This window comes from Geomonas subterranea, from assembly GCF_019063845.1.
Taxonomy (GTDB): domain Bacteria; phylum Desulfobacterota; class Desulfuromonadia; order Geobacterales; family Geobacteraceae; genus Geomonas; species Geomonas subterranea.
In genome coordinates, this window is the sequence record NZ_CP077683.1 from 3,754,444 (window position 1) to 3,775,795 (window position 21,352).

General features: G+C 59.7%; 23 protein-coding genes. 8 read left to right on the forward strand and 15 right to left on the reverse strand.

Translation table 11 applies throughout. The features are described 5' to 3' along the window. Positions 1-68: 68 nt before the first annotated feature. A complete protein-coding gene (locus KP001_RS16350) occupies positions 69-272 on the reverse strand; it encodes a helix-turn-helix transcriptional regulator (RefSeq protein ID WP_217286642.1) in 204 nt (67 codons plus the stop codon). A 123-nt stretch (positions 273-395) separates the two neighbouring features. Between KP001_RS16350 and KP001_RS16355 the strand changes: the two genes are divergently transcribed. Further along, on the forward strand, positions 396-806 hold the full coding sequence (locus KP001_RS16355) for a helix-turn-helix domain-containing protein (protein WP_217286643.1): 411 nt from the start codon (positions 396-398) through the stop codon (positions 804-806). Positions 807-849: 43 nt separating this feature from the next. Here the strand turns inward: KP001_RS16355 and KP001_RS16360 are convergent, their stop codons facing one another. From KP001_RS16360 to KP001_RS16375, 4 genes are all read right to left on the reverse strand, one after another. Beyond that, a complete protein-coding gene (locus KP001_RS16360) occupies positions 850-2,106 on the reverse strand; it encodes a tyrosine-type recombinase/integrase (protein ID WP_217286644.1) in 1,257 nt (418 codons plus the stop codon). 179 nt (positions 2,107-2,285) lie between these two features. Continuing rightward, the gene (locus KP001_RS16365) at positions 2,286-3,008 is read right to left on the reverse strand and encodes a DUF1847 domain-containing protein (RefSeq protein ID WP_217286645.1); all 723 of its coding nucleotides are present in this window, start codon (positions 3,006-3,008) and stop codon (positions 2,286-2,288) included. A 197-nt stretch (positions 3,009-3,205) separates the two neighbouring features. Continuing rightward, the gene (locus tag KP001_RS16370) at positions 3,206-3,499 is read right to left on the reverse strand and encodes a DUF2288 domain-containing protein (protein ID WP_217286646.1); all 294 of its coding nucleotides are present in this window, start codon (positions 3,497-3,499) and stop codon (positions 3,206-3,208) included. A 9-nt stretch (positions 3,500-3,508) separates the two neighbouring features. Then, positions 3,509-4,156, reverse strand: coding sequence for a YceH family protein (locus KP001_RS16375; RefSeq protein ID WP_217286647.1), 648 nt, complete (start codon positions 4,154-4,156; stop codon positions 3,509-3,511). 232 nt (positions 4,157-4,388) lie between these two features. Between KP001_RS16375 and KP001_RS16380 the strand changes: the two genes are divergently transcribed. The 3 genes from KP001_RS16380 to KP001_RS16390 all read left to right on the forward strand — a co-directional run bounded on the left by KP001_RS16380 (position 4,389) and on the right by KP001_RS16390 (position 6,725). Then, positions 4,389-4,853, forward strand: a complete 465-nt coding sequence (locus KP001_RS16380) for a hypothetical protein (protein WP_217286648.1) — start codon at positions 4,389-4,391, stop codon at positions 4,851-4,853. 182 nt (positions 4,854-5,035) lie between these two features. After that, positions 5,036-5,545, forward strand: a complete 510-nt coding sequence (locus tag KP001_RS16385; protein ID WP_217286649.1) for an FKBP-type peptidyl-prolyl cis-trans isomerase — start codon at positions 5,036-5,038, stop codon at positions 5,543-5,545. A gap of 172 nt (positions 5,546-5,717) precedes the next feature. After that, positions 5,718-6,725 (forward strand): tRNA dihydrouridine synthase, encoded by a 1,008-nt coding sequence (locus tag KP001_RS16390; protein WP_217286650.1) that lies wholly within the window; start codon positions 5,718-5,720, stop codon positions 6,723-6,725. Between the two features lie 80 nt (positions 6,726-6,805). Here KP001_RS16390 and KP001_RS16395 read toward each other — a convergent pair whose 3' ends face one another. Further along, positions 6,806-8,062, reverse strand: coding sequence for an MFS transporter (locus KP001_RS16395; RefSeq protein ID WP_217286651.1), 1,257 nt, complete (start codon positions 8,060-8,062; stop codon positions 6,806-6,808). A 346-nt stretch (positions 8,063-8,408) separates the two neighbouring features. On the opposite strand from KP001_RS16395, the gene KP001_RS16400 reads away from it, so the two are divergent. Next, on the forward strand, positions 8,409-9,452 hold the full coding sequence (locus KP001_RS16400; RefSeq protein WP_217286652.1) for a GMP reductase: 1,044 nt from the start codon (positions 8,409-8,411) through the stop codon (positions 9,450-9,452). 152 nt (positions 9,453-9,604) lie between these two features. Here the strand turns inward: KP001_RS16400 and KP001_RS16405 are convergent, their stop codons facing one another. Together KP001_RS16405 and ovoA are read right to left on the reverse strand one after the other, a co-directional pair. Then, complete coding sequence (locus KP001_RS16405; RefSeq protein WP_217286653.1) at positions 9,605-10,762, reverse strand: MalY/PatB family protein; 1,158 nt, start codon at positions 10,760-10,762, stop codon at positions 9,605-9,607. After that, positions 10,759-12,864, reverse strand: coding sequence for a 5-histidylcysteine sulfoxide synthase (ovoA, locus tag KP001_RS16410; protein WP_217286654.1), 2,106 nt, complete (start codon positions 12,862-12,864; stop codon positions 10,759-10,761). Before ovoA ends, KP001_RS16405 begins: the two co-directional genes overlap by 4 nt. 184 nt (positions 12,865-13,048) lie before the next feature. On the opposite strand from ovoA, the gene KP001_RS16415 reads away from it, so the two are divergent. Next, positions 13,049-14,071: a M28 family peptidase gene (locus tag KP001_RS16415; protein WP_217286655.1), complete on the forward strand. Its 1,023-nt coding sequence runs from the start codon at positions 13,049-13,051 to the stop codon at positions 14,069-14,071. On the opposite strand, the gene KP001_RS16420 is transcribed toward KP001_RS16415, so the two are convergent. The 4 genes from KP001_RS16420 to KP001_RS16435 all read right to left on the reverse strand — a co-directional run bounded on the left by KP001_RS16420 (position 14,068) and on the right by KP001_RS16435 (position 16,268). Continuing rightward, on the reverse strand, positions 14,068-14,484 hold the full coding sequence (locus KP001_RS16420) for a type II toxin-antitoxin system HicB family antitoxin (protein WP_217286656.1): 417 nt from the start codon (positions 14,482-14,484) through the stop codon (positions 14,068-14,070). The two genes, KP001_RS16415 and KP001_RS16420, sit on opposite strands and share 4 nt — an antisense overlap. 2 nt (positions 14,485-14,486) lie before the next feature. Beyond that, on the reverse strand, positions 14,487-14,690 hold the full coding sequence (locus KP001_RS16425; protein WP_224959144.1) for a type II toxin-antitoxin system HicA family toxin: 204 nt from the start codon (positions 14,688-14,690) through the stop codon (positions 14,487-14,489). 92 nt (positions 14,691-14,782) lie between these two features. Continuing rightward, positions 14,783-15,796: an OmpA family protein gene (locus KP001_RS16430; protein WP_217286657.1), complete on the reverse strand. Its 1,014-nt coding sequence runs from the start codon at positions 15,794-15,796 to the stop codon at positions 14,783-14,785. Between the two features lie 292 nt (positions 15,797-16,088). Continuing rightward, the gene (locus tag KP001_RS16435) at positions 16,089-16,268 is read right to left on the reverse strand and encodes a hypothetical protein (RefSeq protein WP_217286658.1); all 180 of its coding nucleotides are present in this window, start codon (positions 16,266-16,268) and stop codon (positions 16,089-16,091) included. 187 nt (positions 16,269-16,455) lie between these two features. On the opposite strand from KP001_RS16435, the gene KP001_RS16440 reads away from it, so the two are divergent. After that, positions 16,456-16,620 (forward strand): hypothetical protein, encoded by a 165-nt coding sequence (locus KP001_RS16440; protein ID WP_217286659.1) that lies wholly within the window; start codon positions 16,456-16,458, stop codon positions 16,618-16,620. Between the two features lie 718 nt (positions 16,621-17,338). Here KP001_RS16440 and cmoB read toward each other — a convergent pair. The 3 genes from cmoB to KP001_RS16455 form a co-directional block, all read right to left on the reverse strand. Further along, positions 17,339-18,310: a tRNA 5-methoxyuridine(34)/uridine 5-oxyacetic acid(34) synthase CmoB gene (cmoB, locus tag KP001_RS16445; RefSeq protein ID WP_217286660.1), complete on the reverse strand. Its 972-nt coding sequence runs from the start codon at positions 18,308-18,310 to the stop codon at positions 17,339-17,341. Then, positions 18,307-19,041, reverse strand: a complete 735-nt coding sequence (cmoA, locus tag KP001_RS16450; protein ID WP_217286661.1) for a carboxy-S-adenosyl-L-methionine synthase CmoA — start codon at positions 19,039-19,041, stop codon at positions 18,307-18,309. The genes cmoB and cmoA overlap by 4 nt, the downstream gene beginning before the upstream one ends. Before the next feature lie 99 nt (positions 19,042-19,140). Further along, the gene (locus KP001_RS16455; RefSeq protein WP_217286662.1) at positions 19,141-19,926 is read right to left on the reverse strand and encodes a substrate-binding domain-containing protein; all 786 of its coding nucleotides are present in this window, start codon (positions 19,924-19,926) and stop codon (positions 19,141-19,143) included. Between the two features lie 326 nt (positions 19,927-20,252). Here KP001_RS16455 and tdh point away from each other — a divergent pair, with 326 nt between their 5' ends. Further along, complete coding sequence (gene tdh / locus KP001_RS16460) at positions 20,253-21,305, forward strand: L-threonine 3-dehydrogenase (RefSeq protein WP_217286663.1); 1,053 nt, start codon at positions 20,253-20,255, stop codon at positions 21,303-21,305. The last annotated feature ends 47 nt before the right edge of the window (positions 21,306-21,352 follow it).

The following is a 21,352-nucleotide window of genomic DNA, read 5'->3' on the forward strand; positions in this document are numbered from 1 at the left end:
TAGTAATTGTTGCCACCACTCCACATGCTTCCTGTCGTCCTGCTTCGGCACAGGCTCTGCAAACCTGTTCAGTACGCGCTTGTCGAATTTTTTACCCTGTCGCGCATATAAGCCTCCACAGCTTCCGGGGTATACCTCACACTAGCCCTTGCATTGTCGCCCATCTTGATAAACGGTATCCCCCCTCCATAGACACGCTTGGATCTCATCCAGGCGACCGACATTCCAATTGCCTCGGCAACTTCTTTCTCGTTAAGCAGCTTTTTTGACATAACGTCCTCCCTATGCCGTAGATGTACCGTACCCACCCTGTAGTATTATACAGTTGTATGATATTGCCTATTATACTGTTGTATGATATCTGTCAATATATTTTTTTACGCGAGGCGACAAAAATGGGAAAAACCTATCCGAGGGTGATTGAATTGCTAAATAGGGAGTTTGGAGATAAAAAGGTCACAAAGTATGCGTTTTGCAAAGCAACAACTATAAATCCCACGAGCGTGGAGCGGTACCTTCATGGCATTTCTGAACCATCCCAGGCCAGCCTTGAAAAAATTGCTAATTATTTCGGCGTCACAGTATCGTGGTTAAGGGGGGAAAACGAGGAAGGCGATGGATCGGTCAAGTTGACGCCTGAAGAGCTATGGACCAAAGCGATAGAGTCGATAGCGGCAATAGAACCAGGTTCAGGGGCTGAGACAGAACTCATCGAAAAAATGATCGCTGCCGCCACCGATAAATTGAAGCAACTCAAAACAGTGAGCAGCGGGGCAGCGAAAAAGCTGAAAAATCAAAAGCATTGATTTACATGTTGCACATCTCTAAGGTAAGCAAAAAATTCCTTTATTACCTCCTTGCCGCAACCGCCAATTCCACAACTTTCCCGCCCACACCATGAACAAGAAGCCGCTCGATTTCGTTGGCAATGGCTTGGAGAGGGGTACGCAGATCGTCAACGTCTGTGCAGTCATAGTGCTTTCCCGTCACACTCCCGTCTGAGTGGTTGGTCAGCTTGTCAATATCCTGCCGACGCAGCTTCAGCCGCTCCCCTACCGTAGTGAAGGATCTGCGCAACCCGTGGACCGTGAGCTTGAGCCCGGTCTTGAACTGAAGGAGATCGGCCTTCAAGGCGATATGTCCGGTCTTGCTCGCATGATTGGCGTTAAGTGAAGGGAACACGAACGGATTCCCTTCTGGGTTTTGCTCTTTCCTCCGCTTCAGAATCACCAGGGACTGCCGAGATAGGGGGACCTTCAGCGGCTGATTATTTTTCGTGTCTGGAAGGACCAGAGTCGCCTCCACCAGGTCGACATACTCCCACCGGAGCCCTGCCGCTTCCCGATTCCGCAAGCCATGATATAGACAGAACACGTAGCAGTCTTGCGTGATCTCGTTGAAGGACTTGATACCCTCCCTGAAGACCTTGAAGTCATTCCCCCTCAAGCAGTCATCCCGAGCGGATGTCTTTGGCCACAGGCCGGCGATGCCGATGACGGAGCAGGGGTTCACCGGCATCGCCGCCGGGTACTTCACCTTCGCGTAATTTAGGATAGCCTGCAGCTTACCGAAGTTGTTCTTAGCCGACATTCTCCCGTGGGCCTTTTCGATTTGCTTGAATCGGTCTATGATCACATCGGCGGGGATCTTGCTGATCTCGGTGAGCGGCAAGTCCATCCAGGTATCAAACTTGATCGGGATCTCCGACCGGTACGAGTGCTCAGTCCGCGGTTTGAGCGTTTTGTCCGCCAAATGAATGTCCATCATTTTGGCCAGCGTCGGCACATTGGAAGGAACTACAGGCCGCCCATCCCGGAGCTGTTGCAGGAGCAACCGCGCCTTCCCACGTGCCTCATCAGGGGTCAATTCGCCAAAGGCCCCCACCTTGGCCTTACGGGTGACGTATTTGCCCTTTGCCGGGTCCATTACGTCCGCCTGGACGTAGAACACGCGGGCCCCCTTCTGCTTCACTCCTCCCTTATCCAGGAAGTCGGCGGACACCCTCAGCAAGAAGCCCCTCAACTCCGTATCGAAATAATCAACCCTCCCCAATTCCGGCGGCACGATCTGCCTTATCTCTCGCAACGTCAGGTTGATCTTCGGCATGGCACCCTCTCCTTTTCCTACCCACGATCCCAAACCAGCAAGGCGGGTAGGACATGGGTAGGTCGAGAATTAAAAAAACCGCTAAAGCTGTATTAAACCTTAGCGGTCCATCGGGTGGAAAGTCAACCATAAATTATTGATATTATGAATGTTTATCAACACATATCAATATGAATAAATCATTTTATGACCAAAGGCCCCTTCTGCAGCCTCTTATAGTAGAAGTTTTGGCCGTAGAGTACGGCGGCGGGGTTGTGGCCGGTGACGCGGTCTTTCACCACCAGCGTGGTCACCGGGGCCTTGGAGTACTTGTTGAAGAGCATGTCGTGGCCGACGCACAGGCCGACGATCATGTTCATGTCGGTGTCGAGACCGTTGCAGATCTCCGCCTGCGCGATGGGATTGCATGCAGGCTCGAAGGTTCCCGGCCGGACCTTGTCGCTCTCTGCGAGCCCCAACTCCTTCTTGTCGATGCTTCCGGCCTTGCAGCAGACGCTGAAGGGTGTGAACCCCTGGGCCTTCAGGATGGCGACCAGCCGCTCGCACTCGTCGAGAAGGCCGATACAGGTGGCGATACCGATCCTCTGGTATCCCATGAGCTTGGCGAAGGCGATGGTGTCTTCGACCCGGGTCCAGCGCGCGTTGACCGCGTCGCTGCCGGGGATGGGCTGGTAGCAAAGCCCCTCCACGCGGGCCGCCACGAAAGCCATCTTGGCGTCCTCGCTCTCCCCTTTCATCAGTTCCGCCGTTTCCTTTACCACGGCGGCGTGCCCGTCCGCCGGACAGTTCCCGGGTCTCGCGGGCGCCGTGGCCGGGTCGCCGCTCCAGCAGTTGGTGGTCCCTTTCTTCTGCCAGACGGCGCTGCAGCTCGCACAGGTTACTTCGGCGTATTCCTTTTCCATGTCCCCCTCCTTTCAGGCTCCCATCAAAGACTTTCAACGCGAAGGCGCCCAGCCGCAGAGGCGCAAAGCGGCAAACGGTTGACTTCATTCGCGTGATGCACTATCTGCCGCTCCCCCCTTTGCAGCGTTCATCCGGATTCCGGAGAAGCGGATACCATTGATTGCCCGCGACGCGCAGCGCCTTTGCGTCAAGGGAATTACAGGGCTGGTTCCTGGATCAACACGTAGGGAGAGATGATCAGGCAGTTGAAGATCTTCCCCTTCTCGGCGTCCCACTTCTGTATCTGCTCGCCGCTCGGCTTGGTCAACAGGGCAGAGGAAAGCCAGCGCTGCACCTTCTGCACGTCATCCACCGCGAGCGCCGCCCCCACCTCGGCCAGCTCCAGCAGCGGGTCCACCACGACAACGCCGCCCCGCTCGAGGTGCGCCCTGAGCGAGAGCCAGTCGGCGATATCCACCTTGGTGGCCAGTTCCTCCCTGGTTTCGGTCATCGGTAACTCCTATTCGAAAGATTTCTTGAAATCGGCGATGGTCTGGCGCAGGGCCGCAACCTCCTCGCGCAGGCCGGCAACCTCCTGCTCGAGCTCCGCGATCCGTTTGCTGTCCGCGCCACCCCTCGTGCCTTCCGGCGCAGCCGCCAATTCTGCGAGATCCGGCTCCCCCGACAGGAGCTGGCAGTAACGCGGCTCCTTGCGCCCGGGCTGAACCGGCAGACGTGTCACCAGCGGAGGCGTCCTCTCCATCAGGTCTTGCAGCACCGCCTCGACCTCGGCAAGGTCGGCGAAGCTGTGCATCCGCTCTCCGCGGGTCCGCAGCTCCCCCACGGTCTGAGGGCCGCGCAGCATCAGCTCGCACAGAATCGCGAGCTCCGCGGGGGTGAACCGGAACTTCTCCACCAGTGCGTGACGGTACTTGGACACCCTGCCGCCGGCACCCGAGAGAAGGGCGAACTGCTTGAAGCGCAGGCTGTCGAGGGCGGCGGTCACCTCGGCCTCGTCCAGGTTCGTGACCGGGTCGCGGTTCGATTTCTGGTTGCAGGCGTTCACCAGCGCGTTGAGGGAAAGGGGGTAATACTCAGGCGTGGTAAGCTCCTTCTCGATGAGCGAACCAAGCACTCTCACTTCGATGGCGTTAAGCGTCACATCCATGGGAAAGCTCCTTTATCCGGGGGCTTCAAATTGTCAATAGAACAACCGGCACGGCACGTTATGCCATGCATGGGCCAGAAAGCCGCTCCAACTTACTAGATTCGCGGACCGGGTTCAACGTAAAAAGAGCGGTTGCCACAGCCAAGACTCTTCTGTTGTATAACATTATTTTATTTGTTATGGTATTGAGCAGTTGACGCTGTAACAATGCATAACCACTCAAGGAGATTACATGGCGGCTACCCTGGACCTGAAGAAGATCAACAAGACCATCAAGATTTTCGCCGTGGCGCAGTTCGGGCTGATCGCCATCCTGATCTACACGGCGGTCAATTTCCAGCAGCGGCTGCAGGCGTTGGGCAGGGGATATCGCTTCATGAACGGCGTGGTCTACGCCTTCGTGATCCAGCTGTTGCTTTTCTACCCGATCTTCAGGTTCGCCTCCAAGGAGGCCGACCGCGACTTCACCTTCATCGGGAAGGTGCCGACCCAGGAGGAGACCAAGGAGTTCACCAAGAAGAAACGGTGGGCGGATGTCACCAAGATATCCGTCATGGGCTTCTATTTCATCTTCGCGCTGGCCGCCCCGCGGGACCCCTTCATTCTCAGCGTCATCATCTACAGCTTCCTGCTCACCGTTCTCACCTACCTGCAGTGCTACAGCTTCACGGTGAAGAAACTCTCCAAGGCAGCCTGATGCTGCGCGCAGAGGGCGCGGACGAGGAACCGCACCAACCGGGCCAGCCGGCGTTATGGTGCAATGCCAAAGAAAAAAGTGGACGTGGTGAAATTTTGCTGGACTAGCGGGTGCCGTCCCACGTACCATCCCTGACATAGCCAAAAGCTAGAAATCAAACCAATAGAAGGAACCGAGTAAAAATGGCAATTGCAAAGCAAGGCGACAAAGTACGTATCAACTTCACCGGCACCCTCGAGGACGGCACCATCTTTGACACCACCCTCAAGGATACCGGTTGCTGCGATGACGACGATTGCGGCTGCGGCGATGACGGCTGCGATGACGACAGCTGCGGCTGCGGCGGCGAAACCGGTCCGATGGAAATCACCATCGGCAACGAAGACTTCTTCCCCCAGATCGAAGCGGCCCTGGTAGGCATGGCGCCGGGCGAGAAGAAGACCGTGGTGATCCCGGCCGAGGACGCCTTTGGCGAATACGATGAGGACGAGGTGTTCGCCATCAGCCGCGAGCAGCTGACCGGCGACATCGTTCCGGAAGTCGGCATGGAGCTCGAACTGACCGGCGACGACGACGAGCCCGTCGACGTGGTCGTGGTCGAGGTCAACGAGACCTCCATCGTGGTCGACGCCAACCATCCGCTGGCCGGCGAAGACATCAGCTACGAAGTCGAGCTGGTGGAGATCCTCTAGATAAACATCCCTCTTTGCTGGGGTGAGCCACTCTCTCGTCCCCTCCCCCGGAGGGGGAGGGACAGGGAGGGGGCTTCCACATTCCAGCTTCCCCCTCCCAACCTCCCCCCTCCGGGGGGAGGAGCATGACACGAGGCCACCTCGCCTGGCAAAGACGGTATTCCTGATCGAGATGCAAACGTCAGAAGCATTCATTCCCGCCGGCTATCCGCAATCCAAGCACGTGCTCCCCTGGAACCCCGGGGAGAAGCCGATCATGCTCGCCCCCATGCAGGGGCTCACCAACCGCGCGCTGCGTGAGCTGTTCACCACCTGGGTGCGCCCGGACGTCGTGTGGACCGAGTTCATGCGGGTCAATTCCCAGTCGGAGAAGAAGCTACTGATGCCGGGGGACGTGCGCGAGTGCGCCGCCGAGGAGAACGGGGTGCCGCTGGTGGTCCAGCTGATCGGGCACGGCAGGGACGCCCTGGTTGCAGCGGCGAGGACGGCCCAAAAGGCGGGCGCGATCCACATCAACCTGAACATGGGCTGCCCCTACGGCCGCATGACCAGCGGGCTTACCGGCGGCGGGATGCTGAAGCGCCCGGAACTGCTGGAAGAGATCATACCGGCGCTGCGCGAGGAGATCCGCGGCTCCTTCTCGGTCAAGATCCGCGCCGGCTACGACGACCCGCGGCAGATCTTCACGCTCTTGCCGCTCTTCGAGCGGGCGAAGGTCGACTTCCTGGTGCTGCACCCGCGCACGGTGCGCCAGGCCTACGACGGCTTCGCCGACCACGCGGTGACAGCCGAGGTGATCAAAGAGACCTCCATTCCCGTCATCGCCAACGGCGACATCAGGAACGCCGCCTCTGGCCTTGGGATCCTGGAACAAACGGGTGCGGCGGGGCTCATGCTTGGCCGGGGCGGGATCGGGGAGCCGATGCTTTTCGAGCGGCTGCGCGGCCGCGCCGCCGCGAACCCTGACGTGACCGAGAGACGCGCCATGCTGCACCGCTACCTCAGCGACCTGCTCCCCCTTTACGGGAAACTCTTCTGCGGCGACATGCAGGTACTGGGGAAGATCAAAGGTGTCGTTTCCAACGTGGAGGACCACGAGTTGGAGCGCGAGCTGAAGCAGTTGAAGCGCGCCAAGAACCTGCACTCCTTCCGCGCCGCCGTGGAAGACCTGGTCCCCTAGCCCCTAGTCCCTGTCTCCTAGTCCCTGTCTCCTAGTCCCTGTCTCCTAGCCCCTGCCTCTCCCCCCGTCGTCCCCACCCTTTACCCGCTTTTCTCCCAGTAATCCCTGGCGAAGAAAAACAGCGCCGCCGCCACGGCCTGGATTCCCACCGGAACCAGGAAGGCGGAATGGAACGCCTGTACCGTCGCCTCCGGCGTGGTCTTCCCCACCGCGTCGATCACCATCCCCATGATCTGCTGCACCGAGGCGGCTCCCAAAAGCACGAAGAGGTTGATCGAGGTGAGCGCCGTACCGACGATGGATACCGGGAACATGGAGCGGTTGATGGGGTAGATCATGACGCCGCTCGACACGGCAAGCCCCAGGCAGAAGAAGTACGTGCCCAGAAGCCACAGGGGGAACTGGTCGATAGTCCCCTGGAAGCCGACCATCAGGATCAGCAGCAGGACCTGCCCCCAGAGAAAGGTCTTTTTGTAGGAATGAAGGATCTTCCGCGCGATGGTGTCGATGACGAGGCTGCCGCAGATGAAGCCTATCGAGGTGAACATCAGCATGCGCCCGGTCTCCTCGCGCGACAGCTTGCGCACCTCCATCAGGTACGGCCCCCCCCATAGTCCCTGCACGGCCAGGTAGCAGCCGTACCAGGCGAAGGCGAGTCCCGCCAGGAGCCAGAAGTCCCGGTTGGTGGTGATCCGCTTCCACGCCTCCAGCATCCCCATCTTCGCCGGCGCCGGTTCGCCTTCCTCCATTTCCGGAGCAGCCGCCGGACGGTCCCGCACCAGCAAAAAGACGAGCACCGTGGCCAGGGCCTGCATCACACCGATGGTGAGGAACGAGTTGCGCCAGCCGATCCAGGCGACCGCCAGGGCGAGCGGGGCCGTGCCGGCCAGATTCCCCATGTTTCCCACCGCGACCATGAGGCCGGAGACCCTGCCGAACTCCTGCTTGGTGAACCAGTGGCTGAAGAGGCTGAAGGTCGCCATCAATACGGAGGCGGTCCCGATCCCGATGAGGATGCGGGCGACGAGTGCCTGCCCCATGGTGCCGGCCTGCGAGAAGAGGATCCCCCCGATGGCGGTCAGCACCCCGCAGCCGCTGATCACCAGGCGGCTTCCCAGCCGGTCGATCATCGGCCCCAGCGGGACCTGCGCCGCCGCGTAGACGTAGAAAAGGATGCTGGAGAGCGAACCGAGTTGCGCCGGGGTGAGGTTCAGGTCGTGGGAGACGTCCTTGGCGACCACGGCAAGGGAAACGCGGTAGAAGTAAACCAGGATGTAGATCAGGGACAGGATGAAAAAGATTAACCAGCGCTGACGGCGCTGACGTGCATCGATCATGTATACAACCCTCCGCCGCGCACTCTAACACAGCGCCTGGTCAAACTCAACCAAGCGCGCGAAATCACATGCGCCTTGTGGACAAAGCGTTTTCGGGTACTCTCTTACAGGCTGTCTCAGTGGATGGCAGATAGTGCACAGATGGCAAGCCGGAGACAGAAACTATCACCACGCCTGTAGGGGCGAATGAATATTCGCCCAGCCGCCGGCGCCCAACCAGCGTCAATGGCTACCTGGACTGGGCTGCCACTGGGGCGAATGATTATTCGCCCCTACATTTACCCAAAAAGATTGGCACCTGCTCCGCCCTTCCCGGAAAAGGGAGCCCCCCAATGGAGGACATGACATGTTCCTGGAAAGCGACATCAAACTGGGATTCAGCGACGTATTGATCCGCCCCAAGAGATCCAACCTGAAGAGCAGGGCCCAGGTCGACCTGCAGCGGCACTTCAGGTTCCTGCACAGCAAGTACGATTGGAGCGGCATCCCGGTGATCGCCGCCAACATGGACACCACCGGCACCTTCGAGGTGGCGGACCGGCTGGCCGAGCACGGCATGCTGACCGCGCTGCACAAGCACTACAGCGTGGCGGAGTGGGACGCCTGGCTCACCAACCACAACCAGGGCGACGACATCTACAACCGCATCATGGTCAGCACCGGCACCTCCGACAGCGACTACGAGAAATTCTCCGCCATCATCGCCAACCATCCCAAACTGCAATTCATCTGCATCGACGTCGCCAACGGCTACGCTGAGAGCTTCGTCGAATTCGTGCAGAAGGTGAGGGACACCTTCCCGGACAAGACCATCGTCGCGGGAAACGTGGTCACGGGTGAGATGGTCGAGGAGTTGCTCCTTTCCGGCGCGGATATCGTCAAGGTAGGGATCGGCCCCGGCTCGGTCTGCACCACACGCGTCAAGGCCGGGGTCGGCTATCCGCAGCTCTCCGCGGTGATCGAGTGCGCCGACGCCGCGCACGGGCTAGGTGGAAGGATCGTTTCCGACGGTGGCTGCACCTGCCCGGGTGACGTCGCCAAGGCCTTCGGCGGCGGCGCCGACTTCGTCATGCTGGGGGGGATGCTCGCCGGCCACGACGAGAGCGGCGGTCAAATCGTGGAACGCGGCGGGCGGCAGTTCAAGCTCTTCTACGGTATGAGTTCGACGACGGCCATGGACAAGCACTCCGGAGGCGTGGCGCATTACCGGGCCTCGGAGGGAAAAACGGTGGAAGTCCCTTACCGCGGCCCGATTGACGAGACGGTGCGCGATATACTCGGGGGCGTCCGTTCCGCGTGCACCTACGTGGGCGCGGCGGCGCTCAAGGAGTTGACCAAGCGCACCACCTTCATCAGGGTGCAGGAACAGGAGAACAGGATCTTCGGGTAGGCTTCGTTGCTTCCACTTGCGAGAAGGGGATGACGCAGCATGGACCCGGGTAAGAAGCTCTTCCAGGCATGAAGCGTCGGCCCACTCCCCCCTCTCCCCCGGGAGAGGGTCGGGGTGAGGGCTTTTGCGGTGGAGAGGGAACAACTGGAGCGTCACTTCCCGGACAACCCCTCCACTGCCACCTTCATGCGCCTGAGCGCCTCCTTCAACAGTTCCCGGCGGCAGCCGAAGTTGAGCCTCACGTAGCCGTGAAGACCGAAATCGCTCCCACCTGAAAGGCCTACCCCGGCATCCTCGAAGAAGCGGACCGGGTCGGCGATCCCGGTCGCACGCACATCGATCCAGGAAAGGTAAGTTGCTTCGACCCGCGCCACGTAAAGCCCGAGTGCCGTCAATTCCCGTTCCACCAAGTCCCGGTTGCCACGCAGGTACTCCAGAAGTTCCTGGCGCCATTCCTCGCCATGTCTGTATGCCGCCTCGGCGGCGGTGTACCCCAAGAGATTGACGTGCGGCACGATGCGCCCCATCGCTTTCCTGAAGGCACGGCGCAGCGCGTCGTCGGAAATGACGGCGAACGAGCAGCCAAGCCCCGGCACATTATAAGTCTTGCTGGGCGCCATCAGCGTGATGGTGCGCCGGCTGTATTCCGGGGAGAGGGACGCGATCGGGATGTGCCGCACGCCCGGCTCCAGGACCAGCCCCGCGTGGATCTCGTCACTGCAGATCACCAGGTCATGCCGCGCCGCGAACTCCCCCAGCGCCGTCAGCTCCTCATGCGTCCAGACCCTCCCTACCGGGTTGTGCGGGCTGCACAAGAGGAGCTGTCTCGTCCTCGGAGTCACCGCTGCCTCCAGCGCGTCCAGGTCCACACCCCACCGGCCGGCCGCACAGACAAGCGGCACGTTGATCGCGTTGCGGCCGGAGAGAGGGGGGGCTGACATGAAGGGCGGGTAGACCGGGGTGAAGGTGATGACGTCGTCGCCCGCCTTCCCCACCGCGCGGCAGCTCACGTTGAGCCCGGTTACGAGCCCCGGCAGCCAGGTGATCCACTCCTTGCGGATCTGCCAGCCGAATTCCGCCTCCAGCGAGTCGATTACCGCCTGCGCCAGCCCCTCCGGCGGCGCCGTGTAGCCAAATACCCCGTGCTCCACCCGCTCGTGCAGCGCCTGTATGATGGCGGGGGGCGAGCGGAAATCCATGTCGGCCACCCACAAAGGTATGATGTCGCGGTCGCGGTACTTGTCCCACTTTTCGCTCGCGGTCCCGCGCCGGTCGATGATCTCGTCGAAACCGGACTTCTTTTGCGTCATGTAAGCTCCCATACGGTCAGTTCGGAAATGCCGTGCTGGAACTTGCGACGCGTCTCCCGTATCACGAACGGGACGTCGCGCGGCTCGCCCAGCATACGGAAATGCGGCGACAGCTCGGCCTTCAAAGCGTCCAGTGTCCAGACCGGCTCGCCCGCCTCCCGATACCCTCCCAGCCACTCCTCTTTCTTGGTGTACTCCTCGACCCAGGTATAGGGGGAAACCAGCACCAGAAGCCCGCCCGGGTTGATCCGGCCGCGGATGGACGTAAGGAAGCGGCGCGGCGAGTAAAGCCGGTCCAGGATGTTGGCGGCGAGCACCAGGTCGTAGCCGGCGAACTTGTCCGGCAGGTTGCAGGCGTCCCCCTGGTAGAACTGCACCCGGTCCCGCAGGGCGGCAAGCCCCAGCTCCTCCAGGCTCAGCTCATGGTAGGAGACGATCTCCCCCTCTTCGGGAAGGGCGTAGCGCAGGTATCCTTCCTCCTGCATCCGAGCCGCCAGCCGGAAGAACCTGCTGGAGAAGTCGATTCCCGTCACCCTGTCGAAGCCCCGCGCCAGCTCGAAACTCCCCCGTCCCAGGGCGCAGCCAAGATCGAGGGCATGTCCCCTGGCGCGCCCGGATGTTACCTCCAAACATATGTCCGCGCAAGCCTTGGCGAAGTTGGGGACCCCGAAATGCTCCGGTCCGTAATGGGCATCGCAGTACTGCGCCGCCAACGCGTCTGTTTCGTACGGGTCCTCGTGCAGTTGCACCGGGTTGTCGCTCTCAACGTAGCGGAAGCCCGCGTGCTGGAAGAAGTGGCGCCGGAAGGCGTAGCGCGACTCGCGGGTCGCCTCGTTACCCGTCGAGATCCAGGAGCCCCCCTTGATCAGGTTGTGGCGCGTGTCGAAGGTCGGCGTCGAGAAGTCGTCGTACCAGGGATGGATGCGGAACCCGTGGAAGGCGTAGATCGGGGTTTCGGTCCACTGCCAGACGTTGCCGATGACATCGAAGAGCTGCCCGAACCGGAAACGGTCTACCGGGCAGGACGAAGCCCAGTAGGCGAGGTTGATGTTGCCGGGAGCCTCGCGCCACTCCTGCGGGTCACGGACACCGGCCAGGTCGTGCATCCGGTACCACTCGTCCTCGCTGGGAAGGCGGATCCGTTTTCCTGTCCGGTCCGCCAGCCAATTGCAAAACGCCTTCGCTTCGAGTTGATTCACCTCCACCGGCCAGTTCCACGGGAGATCGATCACCTCGACCATGGTGCGCAGCCCCCAGCCGTGTGGGCGCTCGACCCAGAACAGCGGGTGACCGGCATCTTTGAAGTTGCGCCAGCTCCACCCCTCCTCGCTCCACCAGCGCTCCTCCCGGTACCCCCCCGCCTCCACGAAGGAGAGGAATTCACGGTTGGAGACCAGGTACTTCGACGCGGCGAACGGCTGCAACTGCGCCTCGTGGTGGCCGTACTCGTTGTCCCACCCGTAGAGGGGATGCCCCTCTTCCTTGCCCAGCACCACCTGCCCCCCGGCAACGGGAACCAGCTCGTTCTCCGGGGCCACCCCCGCATCGCGGCAGACCTCCCAGAACTCGTGACGGCGTACCCGGTCGATGGGGAGCTGGCGGATCAGCACGGATGAGGTTTCCAGGTGGATCCGCTCGTGCTCGATTCCCATAATGATGGCCCAGAAGGGGCTCTCCCAGGTGATGGGAAGGGTGAGCGGCAGGGTCTCGATCAGGCCGGTAACCAGCTCGAGCACCTGGTCCCGGTAGGCCTTGACCTCCCCGCGGGTGGGCCAGTCGTAGTGGGCCTCGTTCAGGTCGTCCCAGGACATCTCGTCCACGCCCACGGCGAACATCGCCTCCAGGCGCGGGTCGATACGCTTTTCGATGACCCGGGCGATTATCAGCTTGTTGACGAAGAACGAGGCGGTGTGCCCGAAGTAGAAGATAAGCGGATGACGAAGCCGGTCCGCCCTCAGGTAGAAGGCGCCATCGTCCTTCAGCGTGTCATAGAGCAGTTCGTCTATCGTGAACGTCGCTTTGAAGTAATCCAGTATCTCGGCGCGTTTCTGTTCCGGGTCCCCTTCGTTCAGTACGACGCTATGAGTCTTTTTGAGATCCATGTCATCCTCCACATTTTCTGTGACAACACTCCTGCCATTCTGGCTGAAGCAGCCGGCTTTCAAATAGTACCAGAACTTTTCCTGCAGTTGTCGCCCCTGGCTGCGGTAGTTTCCCGATATTTGACATCCCGGGTCATCACATTATCCTTTTCGCTGGTTTGAGCTGCCGACAAGGAAACGCTCTATGAACTGCAAGACAGCAATAGCGTGGATAGCTGCCTGCGCCGTGCTGACACTTTTCCTCCTTGGCACCGTAGGTGTTTCCATGGTGAGGATGCCCGGCAAATCCCACAAGGGACCGCTCCCCCCCCTCACCCCGGAGGAGCAAAGGATCAGCGAACGACTGCGCGAGCACGTCCTGATGCTGGCCGGACAGATCGGGGAACGGAACCTCTCCAACTACCACGCCCTCCAGGACGCGGCGCAATACGTCGGTGACCGGCTCAGGGAGTGCGGGGTCAAGGTGAGCGAGCAGAGCGAGCTGGTGGAGGGGAGAACGGTGCTGAACCTCGAAGGGGTGCTGCCGGGAAGCCGGGTTCCCGAGGAGATCGTCATCATCGGCGCCCACTACGATTCCGCCCCCGGCACGCCGGGCGCTAACGACAACGCCACCGGAGTGGCGGCGCTTTTGGAACTGGCGCGACGCTTCTGCGCCAAACGGCCGGAACGGACCCTGCGCTTCGTCGCCTTCACCAACGAGGAGCCGCCGCACTTTCAGGGCAGCACCATGGGGAGCATGTTCTACGCACGCCGCTGCAGGGAGCGCGGCGAGAATATCGTGGCCATGCTGTCCCTGGAGACCATGGGGTGCTACTCGGACCAGCCGCGGAGCCAGCAGTACCCGGCACCGCTGGACCGGTTCTATCCCGATACCGGTAATTTCATCGCCTTCGTGGGGAACGTGAAGTCGCGGGACCTCGTGCGGCGGGCCATCGGGACCTTCCGAAAGAGCGCCCGGTTCCCTTCCGAGGGGGTGGCGGCCCCGGAATCCCTCCCCGGCATCGGCTGGTCCGATCAATGGTCCTTCTGGCAGGCCGGCTACCCCGGCATCATGGTCACCGACACCGCACCCTTCCGCTACCCCCACTATCACCAACCTTCCGACACCCCCGACAGAATCGATTACCAGAGGCTAAGCCGGGTGGTGGCAGGACTCGAAACGGTGGTGGCCGAACTGGTCGGGAAATGGGGGAAATTAGGGGCTTAAATGAAACCGAGCTCTACACGTCTGCCAAAGACCTTGGCTATCTTCTCCAATGTTTTGATGGTGGGGTTGGCCTTGCGGGGGTTCTCCAAGCGCTGGTAAACCTGGTAGGCGATGTTCAACTGCTTTGCGATTTCCATCTGGGAGCGCTCGGCGCGCAGCGTCCGGAGCATGATTGCGACGGCGACGTGCGGCGCCACCGGGATCTGGTGCACGTTCTTCCCGGTTATATGACAAGGCTCCGGTATTTTGAAATTCCGCTCGAAATCCGACTCCAGGCAACCGTTCAGCGCTTCCTCGGCGTTGAGGAGGGCTTCCTCCATGGTCAGACCATAGGTCATCACATTTTCGAAATCGGGGAAGGTAACCACATAACCGTCCGCTTCCTTTTTTATGCGCGCAGCGTACGAAAGCATTTCTATTCCTTTATTTCCGCTTGTTTGAGTATTGCATGCACCAGCCCTTTCGGCAGGTCCACACTGCCATGGACAGGGACCGGAATGGAGCGGCGGCCATCCCTGATCATGATGTGGTGGCTGCCGGAGATGCGATCCAGCCGCCATCCCGATTCCAGTAGTAGCTTTTTAAGCTGTTTCCCGGTCATCCGGATGATATACAACATATAAGGTGTATGTCAAAGGGGATTCTAAGACGAAAAGGCGCCCGCTGCATGGCAGGGGCGCCTTTTCTGGTTGTGCTATTGCGTGCGGAATGCTAATCGCAGCTGAAATTGGACTCGATGCGACGGTTCTGCTGCTTGCCTGCCGCGGTCTTGTTGGGCGCCACCGGCTTGGTCGGCCCGTACCCTACCGCCTTGATGCGGTCCGGGGCGATGCCGAAGTTCTTGACCAGGTAGTTGCGCACGCTGTCGGCGCGACGCTGCGAGAGCTTCATGTTGGCGGCCTTGTCGCCGACGCTGTCGGTGTGACCTTCGATGGTCCCCTTGGCGTTGGGGAACTCTTTCAGGAAGTCCGCCAGCGCCTTCAGCTCGTCATGGTACTCAGCCTTGATGTCGGATTTGTTGGTGTCGAACTTCACGTTGATAACGGCCGGCTTGCACAGCTTGGCCGGCTCGGGCGGCGGGACCACCACGACCGGCACGGGCTTGGGAGCCGGGACCGACACGTCGACTTTCGCCACGCTCTTCGCGCTTCCCCCTGCACCGTTGCAGGTCAGGGTGTAGTTGGCGCTGTCCTGCGGGGTGATTACCATGGAGCCGGCAGGCTGCACCGGTCCAATCCCCGGTTCGATGACGCAGTCGGTCGCATTGCTGGAGTTCCAGTTAAGGGTTACCTGCTCCCCTTTCATGACCGAGGCCGGAGTTATCGTCAGCTGGTCGGTAGGGGGAACGGGAGGCGGCGGCTCAACCGGCTTGGGCGCGGGCTTGGGCGGTTCGGGTGCCTTGGCCGGGCAAAGAGCCTTGGCCTTGGCGGTGGCATCCTTGGCGAGCGCGATCGCCTCCTCGGTATGGCAGGCCCTCAAGACATCATAGGCGTTGTTCTTGGCGGCTTCGGCCTGCGCAAACTCGGCCGGACAGAGCTTATCCTTCCCCTCTGCACGCGCGGCCTCCACCGCTTTGTCCGCCTCCTGCACGTCGGCGACGATGTAGTAGCCGGGGATGTTGCCACGCCCGTTGTTGACCTCGTAATGCGCGCAGCCCGACATGGCCCCCACCGACACCAAAGCCGCCAGCAGTAAAGCCCCCCTCAACTCTCTTTCTCTTCTCATGTTACCTCCTTATCACATTTTTCCCTTTCAGCTTGTCAGCCGGTAAGTCACTGACTGGAGCAAGCGGGTGGGATCATAGAACAGCCGGCTTCAGACATTGGTCGAACTGCAGTTGCAGCCAACGCTTTGCCAAGCAGGCAGATAAAATTTACTTGAAATGATTGGAGATTCCAGCAGAACAAGTAATTAATTTGCACTAATCGCTATGGCGGACGGGTGAGCTATATCTTCATCAAAAAAAACGGCCGCCGGTGTCGGAACGGTGTCCGTCTGATAGGTAAATAGCGGTGGCCTACAGCGGCCGCGGATTGCAGAGGTAATCTTCAGAATCGGCTTTGGCGCGGCACCGGTTGCAGACGAATTTCGGCTGGGCGGAATGCTTGTCGATCTCCTCGATCCTCCCTTCATGCTTCAACTGGCACATATGCGCCGGATGTTGTTTCGGTTTTGGACAGCTTTCCTTATCGCTCATGACGTCCTCCTTTTTCTGCGACGTGGTGCCCCCATCATAGCAGGTCCAGGTCTGGCTTGCCGATGGCGAATCTGCAGAGCTGAACCGCAACAAGCTCTTTCTTTTCTTCTTTGCTCCACATTTCATCCTCAATTTTCTTCTAGTCTGAAGACGATGGCAACGTGTCCTGGTTAAAAGGAGAATAGAGATGAAAAAGAAAATCCGGTATCTGATCGCACTAGTGGTGTTACCGTCACTGCTGTCGGCCTGCGTTGTCGTGCCGGTGGATGATTATTACCGCGGGCACCACGGCGGCTATTACGACGACTACGGCGGGCGCTATGGCCGCGGCCCGTATGGCTACCGCAGGTAGTTTTACGTGGAAACTGCCCCCGACGGGAAGGTCCTTGCCATGTGGGAGTTTTTCGTCGGGGTTTTTCTGGCTACCCCCGCTTCAAAAGAGGCCTCAAGCTTCCCCCCTGTCTTCACGAGGGGGCTTTGCAAGAAACAAGGTCTGTTTTTCAACTACATGGGTGCATTTAATTTAAAGTAGACCATGTTTTTCTAATGTACGATGTGTTTTAAATTGAAAGAGGTCTGCTTAAATTAAAACGTGACGGCGCGTACCCGGGGGCAGCCTGTTGTCAAGATCGTGAGGACCATTTTTCATTTAACTCAACCCTCATTTTTAATCGCAGCAGCCTCCGCCATTACATGTGCACCCCGCTTATTTCAAAACTCCCTCGTTTAAATCGGTGCGGTGGTCGTCTCATTTAATGAAGTGACCAGTTTAAATTAATTACGGTCACGTTTATTTTGAACACGACCCTGTTTAAATTAACTACGACCCTGTTTATTTTAAACAGGGTGTCATTTATTTTAAACACGGTCTGCTTTATTTTAAACACGATCTGCTGCTTCTTCCGCATGACCCGTAGTGATTTCCATGCAGGTTGCCGCCGCTCAACAACGACCAGACGTTCGTTAGGTGCCGCTTGCCTTCAATTATTTCCGACCTGCCTTAAATTATGTACGACCAGCTTTCACGTGCACCTCAGTACACTCGACAAAAGCTTCCTGCCGCTCTCCCCTTACGGCCTCTTCGCCGTGAAGATCGCCCGTAAAGGTGCCGGGTGCCCCTCAATGGTCCTCTCCGCGTCATCGGGATCAAGAAAATCCGCCAGCGACTCAAACTTCATCCACTCCGTCGAGCGCTGCTCGTCACGGCTGGTGCGGTTGGTATCCACGCAGGTTATCTGCGTGAACCCGCAGCGCTGTAACCACAGGGTCATCGCGGCGATGGAGGGGAGGAACCAGACATTGCGCATCTTGGCGTAACGTCCCTGCGGCATGAAGACCGTCTCCTGATCGCCCTCGACAATCAGCGTCTCAAGAATCAGTTCGCCGCCGGGACGCAGGCATCCCTTGAGTTCGAGAAGATGATCGAGGGGGGAGCGACGGTGGTAGAGGACCCCCATGGAAAAGACACTGTCGAAGCAGGCGAGATTGGCCGGCACATCCTCGATTCCGATGGGGATGACATGATGGCGCGGATCGCGAAGGTAGCGCTGCATCACCAGGAACTGCTGCACCGAAAGCAAAAAAGGTTCGATGCCGAGCACGAAGTCTGCGCCCGCGCCGCGCATGCGCCAGCCGTGGTAGCCGTTGCCGCAGCCGACATCGAGCACTTTGCGCCCGGCCAGGGGCTCGATGTGCGGCACGACGCGCTCCCACTTCCAGTCTGAGCGCCACTCTGTGTCGATCTCTATGCCGAAGAAGTTGTAGGGGCCTTTTCTCCAGGGGTGGAACGCCTGAAGCCGGGCAACCAGCTGGTCGCGGTCGAAGTTTCCGAGATCGGCGCTGGAGCCGATGGTGACATTGTCGCGCAACTCCACCTGGGACGGGCGTACGTCCGGCAGCGACTGCAGGGCGTTCTGCCACCCCGCCAGCTTGCCATGACTTTCAAGGAGGAGCCTTTCCGGCAGGGTCGCTCGCAGCTGCTCTGCCCAAAGCTCCTGCCCCATGGTGGCGAGTTGGGGATAGAGGGAATCGTAGAAGTTCATTTCGTCGCGACCAGGGAGGCGAAGTTGAAGCACTGGAACCAGACTTCAGAGGAGGAGAATCCCGCCGCTTTCAGCCGCTCGTGGTGGCAGGCGAGGGTCTCCGGGATCATCACGTTCTCCAGCGCGGAGCGCTTCTGGCTGATCTCGAGGTCGCTATAGCCGTTGGCCCGTTTGAAGTCGTGGTGCAATTCGACGTGGAATTGCTGCCTTTCCGGCTCGTCGAAGGCGATCTTCTCGGAGAGGATAAGGATGCCGCCGGGATTGAGCCCGGCGTGGATCCGCTCAATCAGTGCCAGACGCTGCGCCGGGGGGATGAACTGCAACGTGAAGTTGAGGACCACCACCGAGGCGTTCCCGATGGCGACATCCTGGAGATCGGCGCAGACCATGGTCACCGGGACGGTAGGGCCGCTATCCCGCGCCAGGAGCTCACGCCCCCGCTCGATCATGGCGGGGGAGTTGTCGACGGCGATGATGTCGCAGTCCGGCTGGTTGATCCGCTGGCGCATGGCGAGGGTGGCCGCTCCGAGGGAACAGCCGAGGTCGTAGCAGTGGCTGCCGGGCTGCGCGTATTTCCCGGCGAGGATGCCGATGTTGGAGATGATCATGCCGTAGCCCGGAACCGAGCGTTGGATCATGTCGGGAAAGACTGCGACGACACGTTCATCAAACTTGAAATCGATCATTTCCTGCAGCGGGGCCGCGTAGATAGCATCCTTCGTCTTTGTCACTGTCTTCAAATCCTTTCAACAGGAGTGTCCGTAAAAAAGTCGAAGATAGCGGGTTTGCTGCGGAACATCAACCCCTTGTTGAAGAGCGGCGAGGACGGTTCAGCGCAGGAAGGCGACGTCCTTGATAAGGTCGAGCAGTTTCCGCACCTTCGGCGACGGCTCTCCCTTGGTTATCAGCACTACCGACGAAGCGACCGTCAGGCTCCCGGGGACCCGCACGCCGCGGGATACGAGAACGCTGGGACCGATGCCGATGGCGCCGGGCGTTTCCAGCACTTTCGCCCGCATTTCCTCGACGTTCGCGACCGGGAGAAAGGTGGATACGACCTCCTCACCCTCCATCACCTTTCTGACGAAGGCATCGTTTTCCCCATCAGCGGCCGGGGACCAGACCACGACGATGCGCCGGTTAGGGCCGCCGAACTTCCTCCAGTTGGTAATCTTGCCCGCGAAGATGGCCTTCAACTGCTTTTTGGTCAGCTTCTTGATTTTTACGCCGTGGTTGAGGAACACCACGGTCTCGTTAGTCCCGACGGGAACCTCCCGGAAAGCCTCTCCGTCCATTGGCGTTTCGTTTTCCGCGGCCCGCTTGAGGAAGGCCTCCAGGTCGAGGGTAGAGACGACGGCATCGAGGGCGCCGCTGTCAAGGTCCGCCAGTTCCGTTCCGGGTTTGCTCTGTATTGCGACCAGGCGCAGAGATGGGTTTTCCTCCTCGAAAGTCTCCTTCACCGGAGTGATGACCTCAGTAAGCGCAGCGTCGCCACCGCCGATCCTGATCACCTCAGGTGCCGAAGTCTGCTTTACCAGGTCTTTCTGCGACATTGCACACCCTGCGGTGAAGTAGATAGCGATAACCAGCATGTATAGTGAAAAGGACCGTTTCATTGCACCCTCCTACCCATAACGAGTAAAACCGATTCAACATCTAGGCGCATGAACATACGCGGCAAAAACATTGCCCCAATATCATCCAATTTTTGCTAATAATCAATACAGTATTTTTGAAAGCCAATACGTCATCGATGTGAGAAATCCCGGTTACAGTTGTGATAATTTCATATAGACACATCAATGAGTATTCATCCACAACCGGTGCTGAGTTGCCACCTGTTGCCAGTTACTATTCATCTTTTGCCAGTAACCATTTACAAGGGCAGTGTTGTTGGTAACATTAACGAGCCGAAGCGGCCACTACATCGTAGGAGTTGATCATGCAAAAGACCATGCGGGCACTGGTTAAGAAATATCCCAAGCCGGGACTGTGGCTGGACGAGGTACCGGTTCCGGAAGTCGGCATCAACGACGTCCTGATCAAGGTGCACAAGACCGCGGTCTGCGGCACCGATCTGCATATCTGGGACTGGAACGCCTGGGCCCAGAAGACCATCCCGGTACCGATGGTGATCGGGCACGAGTTCGTGGGGCGGGTGGTGGCGATGGGGAGCAATGTCGCGGACCTGAACATCGGGGACATCGTCTCGGGCGAGGGGCACATCGTCTGCGGCAGGTGCCGCAATTGCCTCGCCGGGAGGCGGCACCTGTGCAAGGATACCAACGGCGTGGGTGTCAACCGCACCGGCGCCTTCGCGGAGTACATCTGCATCCCGGTGACCAACGTCTGGCACGCGGATCCCTCCATCCCGATGGAGATCCTGAGCATCTTCGACCCCTTCGGCAATGCGACCCACACCACCCTCGCCTTTCCTGTGCTTGGGGAGGACGTGCTCATCACGGGGGCGGGGCCGATCGGGATCATGGCGACCGCCATCGCCCGGCACGCCGGGGCACGCTACATCGTCACCACGGACATGAACCAGTACCGCCTCGACCTGGCCAGGAAGATGGGGGCGACGGTGGCGCTCAACGTGAAGGAGCGGACGCTCGCCGACGTGCGCCGGGAGCTCGGGATGAAGGAGGGATTCGACGTCGGCCTGGAGATGTCGGGCAACGGGGACGCCTTCAAGGAGATGCTCGCCAACATGTGCCACGGGGGGAAGATCGCCATGCTGGGGATCCCCTCGGGGGATCTCGCCATCGACTGGAACCAGGTGATCTTCAACATGCTGACCATCAAGGGGATCTACGGCCGCGAGATGTACGAAACCTGGTACCTGATGCAGTCGCTCATCAAGATCGGCCTGGACCTCACCCCGGTGATCACGCACCGGATGCACTACACGCAATTCGAGGAGGCGTTCGAGGTGATGAGCAGCGGCAACGCCGGGAAGGTCATCCTCAACTGGGTGGAGGATGGCGAGGAATAATGACAGCGTCGAGCGTGGGGGCTTACCTGTAGGGGCAAATAAATATT

Bases quoted from the DNA above. Each gene is read 5' to 3' on its own strand.
- KP001_RS16415 (WP_217286655.1), top strand. From the start codon at position 13,049: ATGAACTGCAAGACAGCAATAGCGTGGATAGCTGCCTGCGCCGTGCTG.
- ovoA (WP_217286654.1), bottom strand. From the start codon at position 12,864: ATGGATCTCAAAAAGACTCATAGCGTCGTACTGAACGAAGGGGACCCG.
- KP001_RS16420 (WP_217286656.1), bottom strand. From the start codon at position 14,484: ATGCTTTCGTACGCTGCGCGCATAAAAAAGGAAGCGGACGGTTATGTG.
- KP001_RS16385 (WP_217286649.1), top strand. From the start codon at position 5,036: ATGGCAATTGCAAAGCAAGGCGACAAAGTACGTATCAACTTCACCGGC.
- KP001_RS16430 (WP_217286657.1), bottom strand. From the start codon at position 15,796: ATGAGAAGAGAAAGAGAGTTGAGGGGGGCTTTACTGCTGGCGGCTTTG.
- KP001_RS16435 (WP_217286658.1), bottom strand. From the start codon at position 16,268: ATGAGCGATAAGGAAAGCTGTCCAAAACCGAAACAACATCCGGCGCAT.
- KP001_RS16370 (WP_217286646.1), bottom strand. From the start codon at position 3,499: ATGACCGAAACCAGGGAGGAACTGGCCACCAAGGTGGATATCGCCGAC.
- cmoB (WP_217286660.1), bottom strand. From the start codon at position 18,310: ATGAACTTCTACGATTCCCTCTATCCCCAACTCGCCACCATGGGGCAG.
- KP001_RS16390 (WP_217286650.1), top strand. From the start codon at position 5,718: ATGCAAACGTCAGAAGCATTCATTCCCGCCGGCTATCCGCAATCCAAG.
- tdh (WP_217286663.1), top strand. From the start codon at position 20,253: ATGCAAAAGACCATGCGGGCACTGGTTAAGAAATATCCCAAGCCGGGA.
- KP001_RS16405 (WP_217286653.1), bottom strand. From the start codon at position 10,762: ATGACGCAAAAGAAGTCCGGTTTCGACGAGATCATCGACCGGCGCGGG.
- KP001_RS16440 (WP_217286659.1), top strand. From the start codon at position 16,456: ATGAAAAAGAAAATCCGGTATCTGATCGCACTAGTGGTGTTACCGTCA.
- KP001_RS16350 (WP_217286642.1), bottom strand. From the start codon at position 272: ATGTCAAAAAAGCTGCTTAACGAGAAAGAAGTTGCCGAGGCAATTGGA.
- KP001_RS16395 (WP_217286651.1), bottom strand. From the start codon at position 8,062: ATGATCGATGCACGTCAGCGCCGTCAGCGCTGGTTAATCTTTTTCATC.
- KP001_RS16375 (WP_217286647.1), bottom strand. From the start codon at position 4,156: ATGGATGTGACGCTTAACGCCATCGAAGTGAGAGTGCTTGGTTCGCTC.
- KP001_RS16425 (WP_224959144.1), bottom strand. From the start codon at position 14,690: ATGTTGTATATCATCCGGATGACCGGGAAACAGCTTAAAAAGCTACTA.
- KP001_RS16360 (WP_217286644.1), bottom strand. From the start codon at position 2,106: ATGCCGAAGATCAACCTGACGTTGCGAGAGATAAGGCAGATCGTGCCG.
- KP001_RS16365 (WP_217286645.1), bottom strand. From the start codon at position 3,008: ATGGAAAAGGAATACGCCGAAGTAACCTGTGCGAGCTGCAGCGCCGTC.
- KP001_RS16455 (WP_217286662.1), bottom strand. From the start codon at position 19,926: ATGAAACGGTCCTTTTCACTATACATGCTGGTTATCGCTATCTACTTC.
- KP001_RS16380 (WP_217286648.1), top strand. From the start codon at position 4,389: ATGGCGGCTACCCTGGACCTGAAGAAGATCAACAAGACCATCAAGATT.
- KP001_RS16355 (WP_217286643.1), top strand. From the start codon at position 396: ATGGGAAAAACCTATCCGAGGGTGATTGAATTGCTAAATAGGGAGTTT.
- KP001_RS16400 (WP_217286652.1), top strand. From the start codon at position 8,409: ATGTTCCTGGAAAGCGACATCAAACTGGGATTCAGCGACGTATTGATC.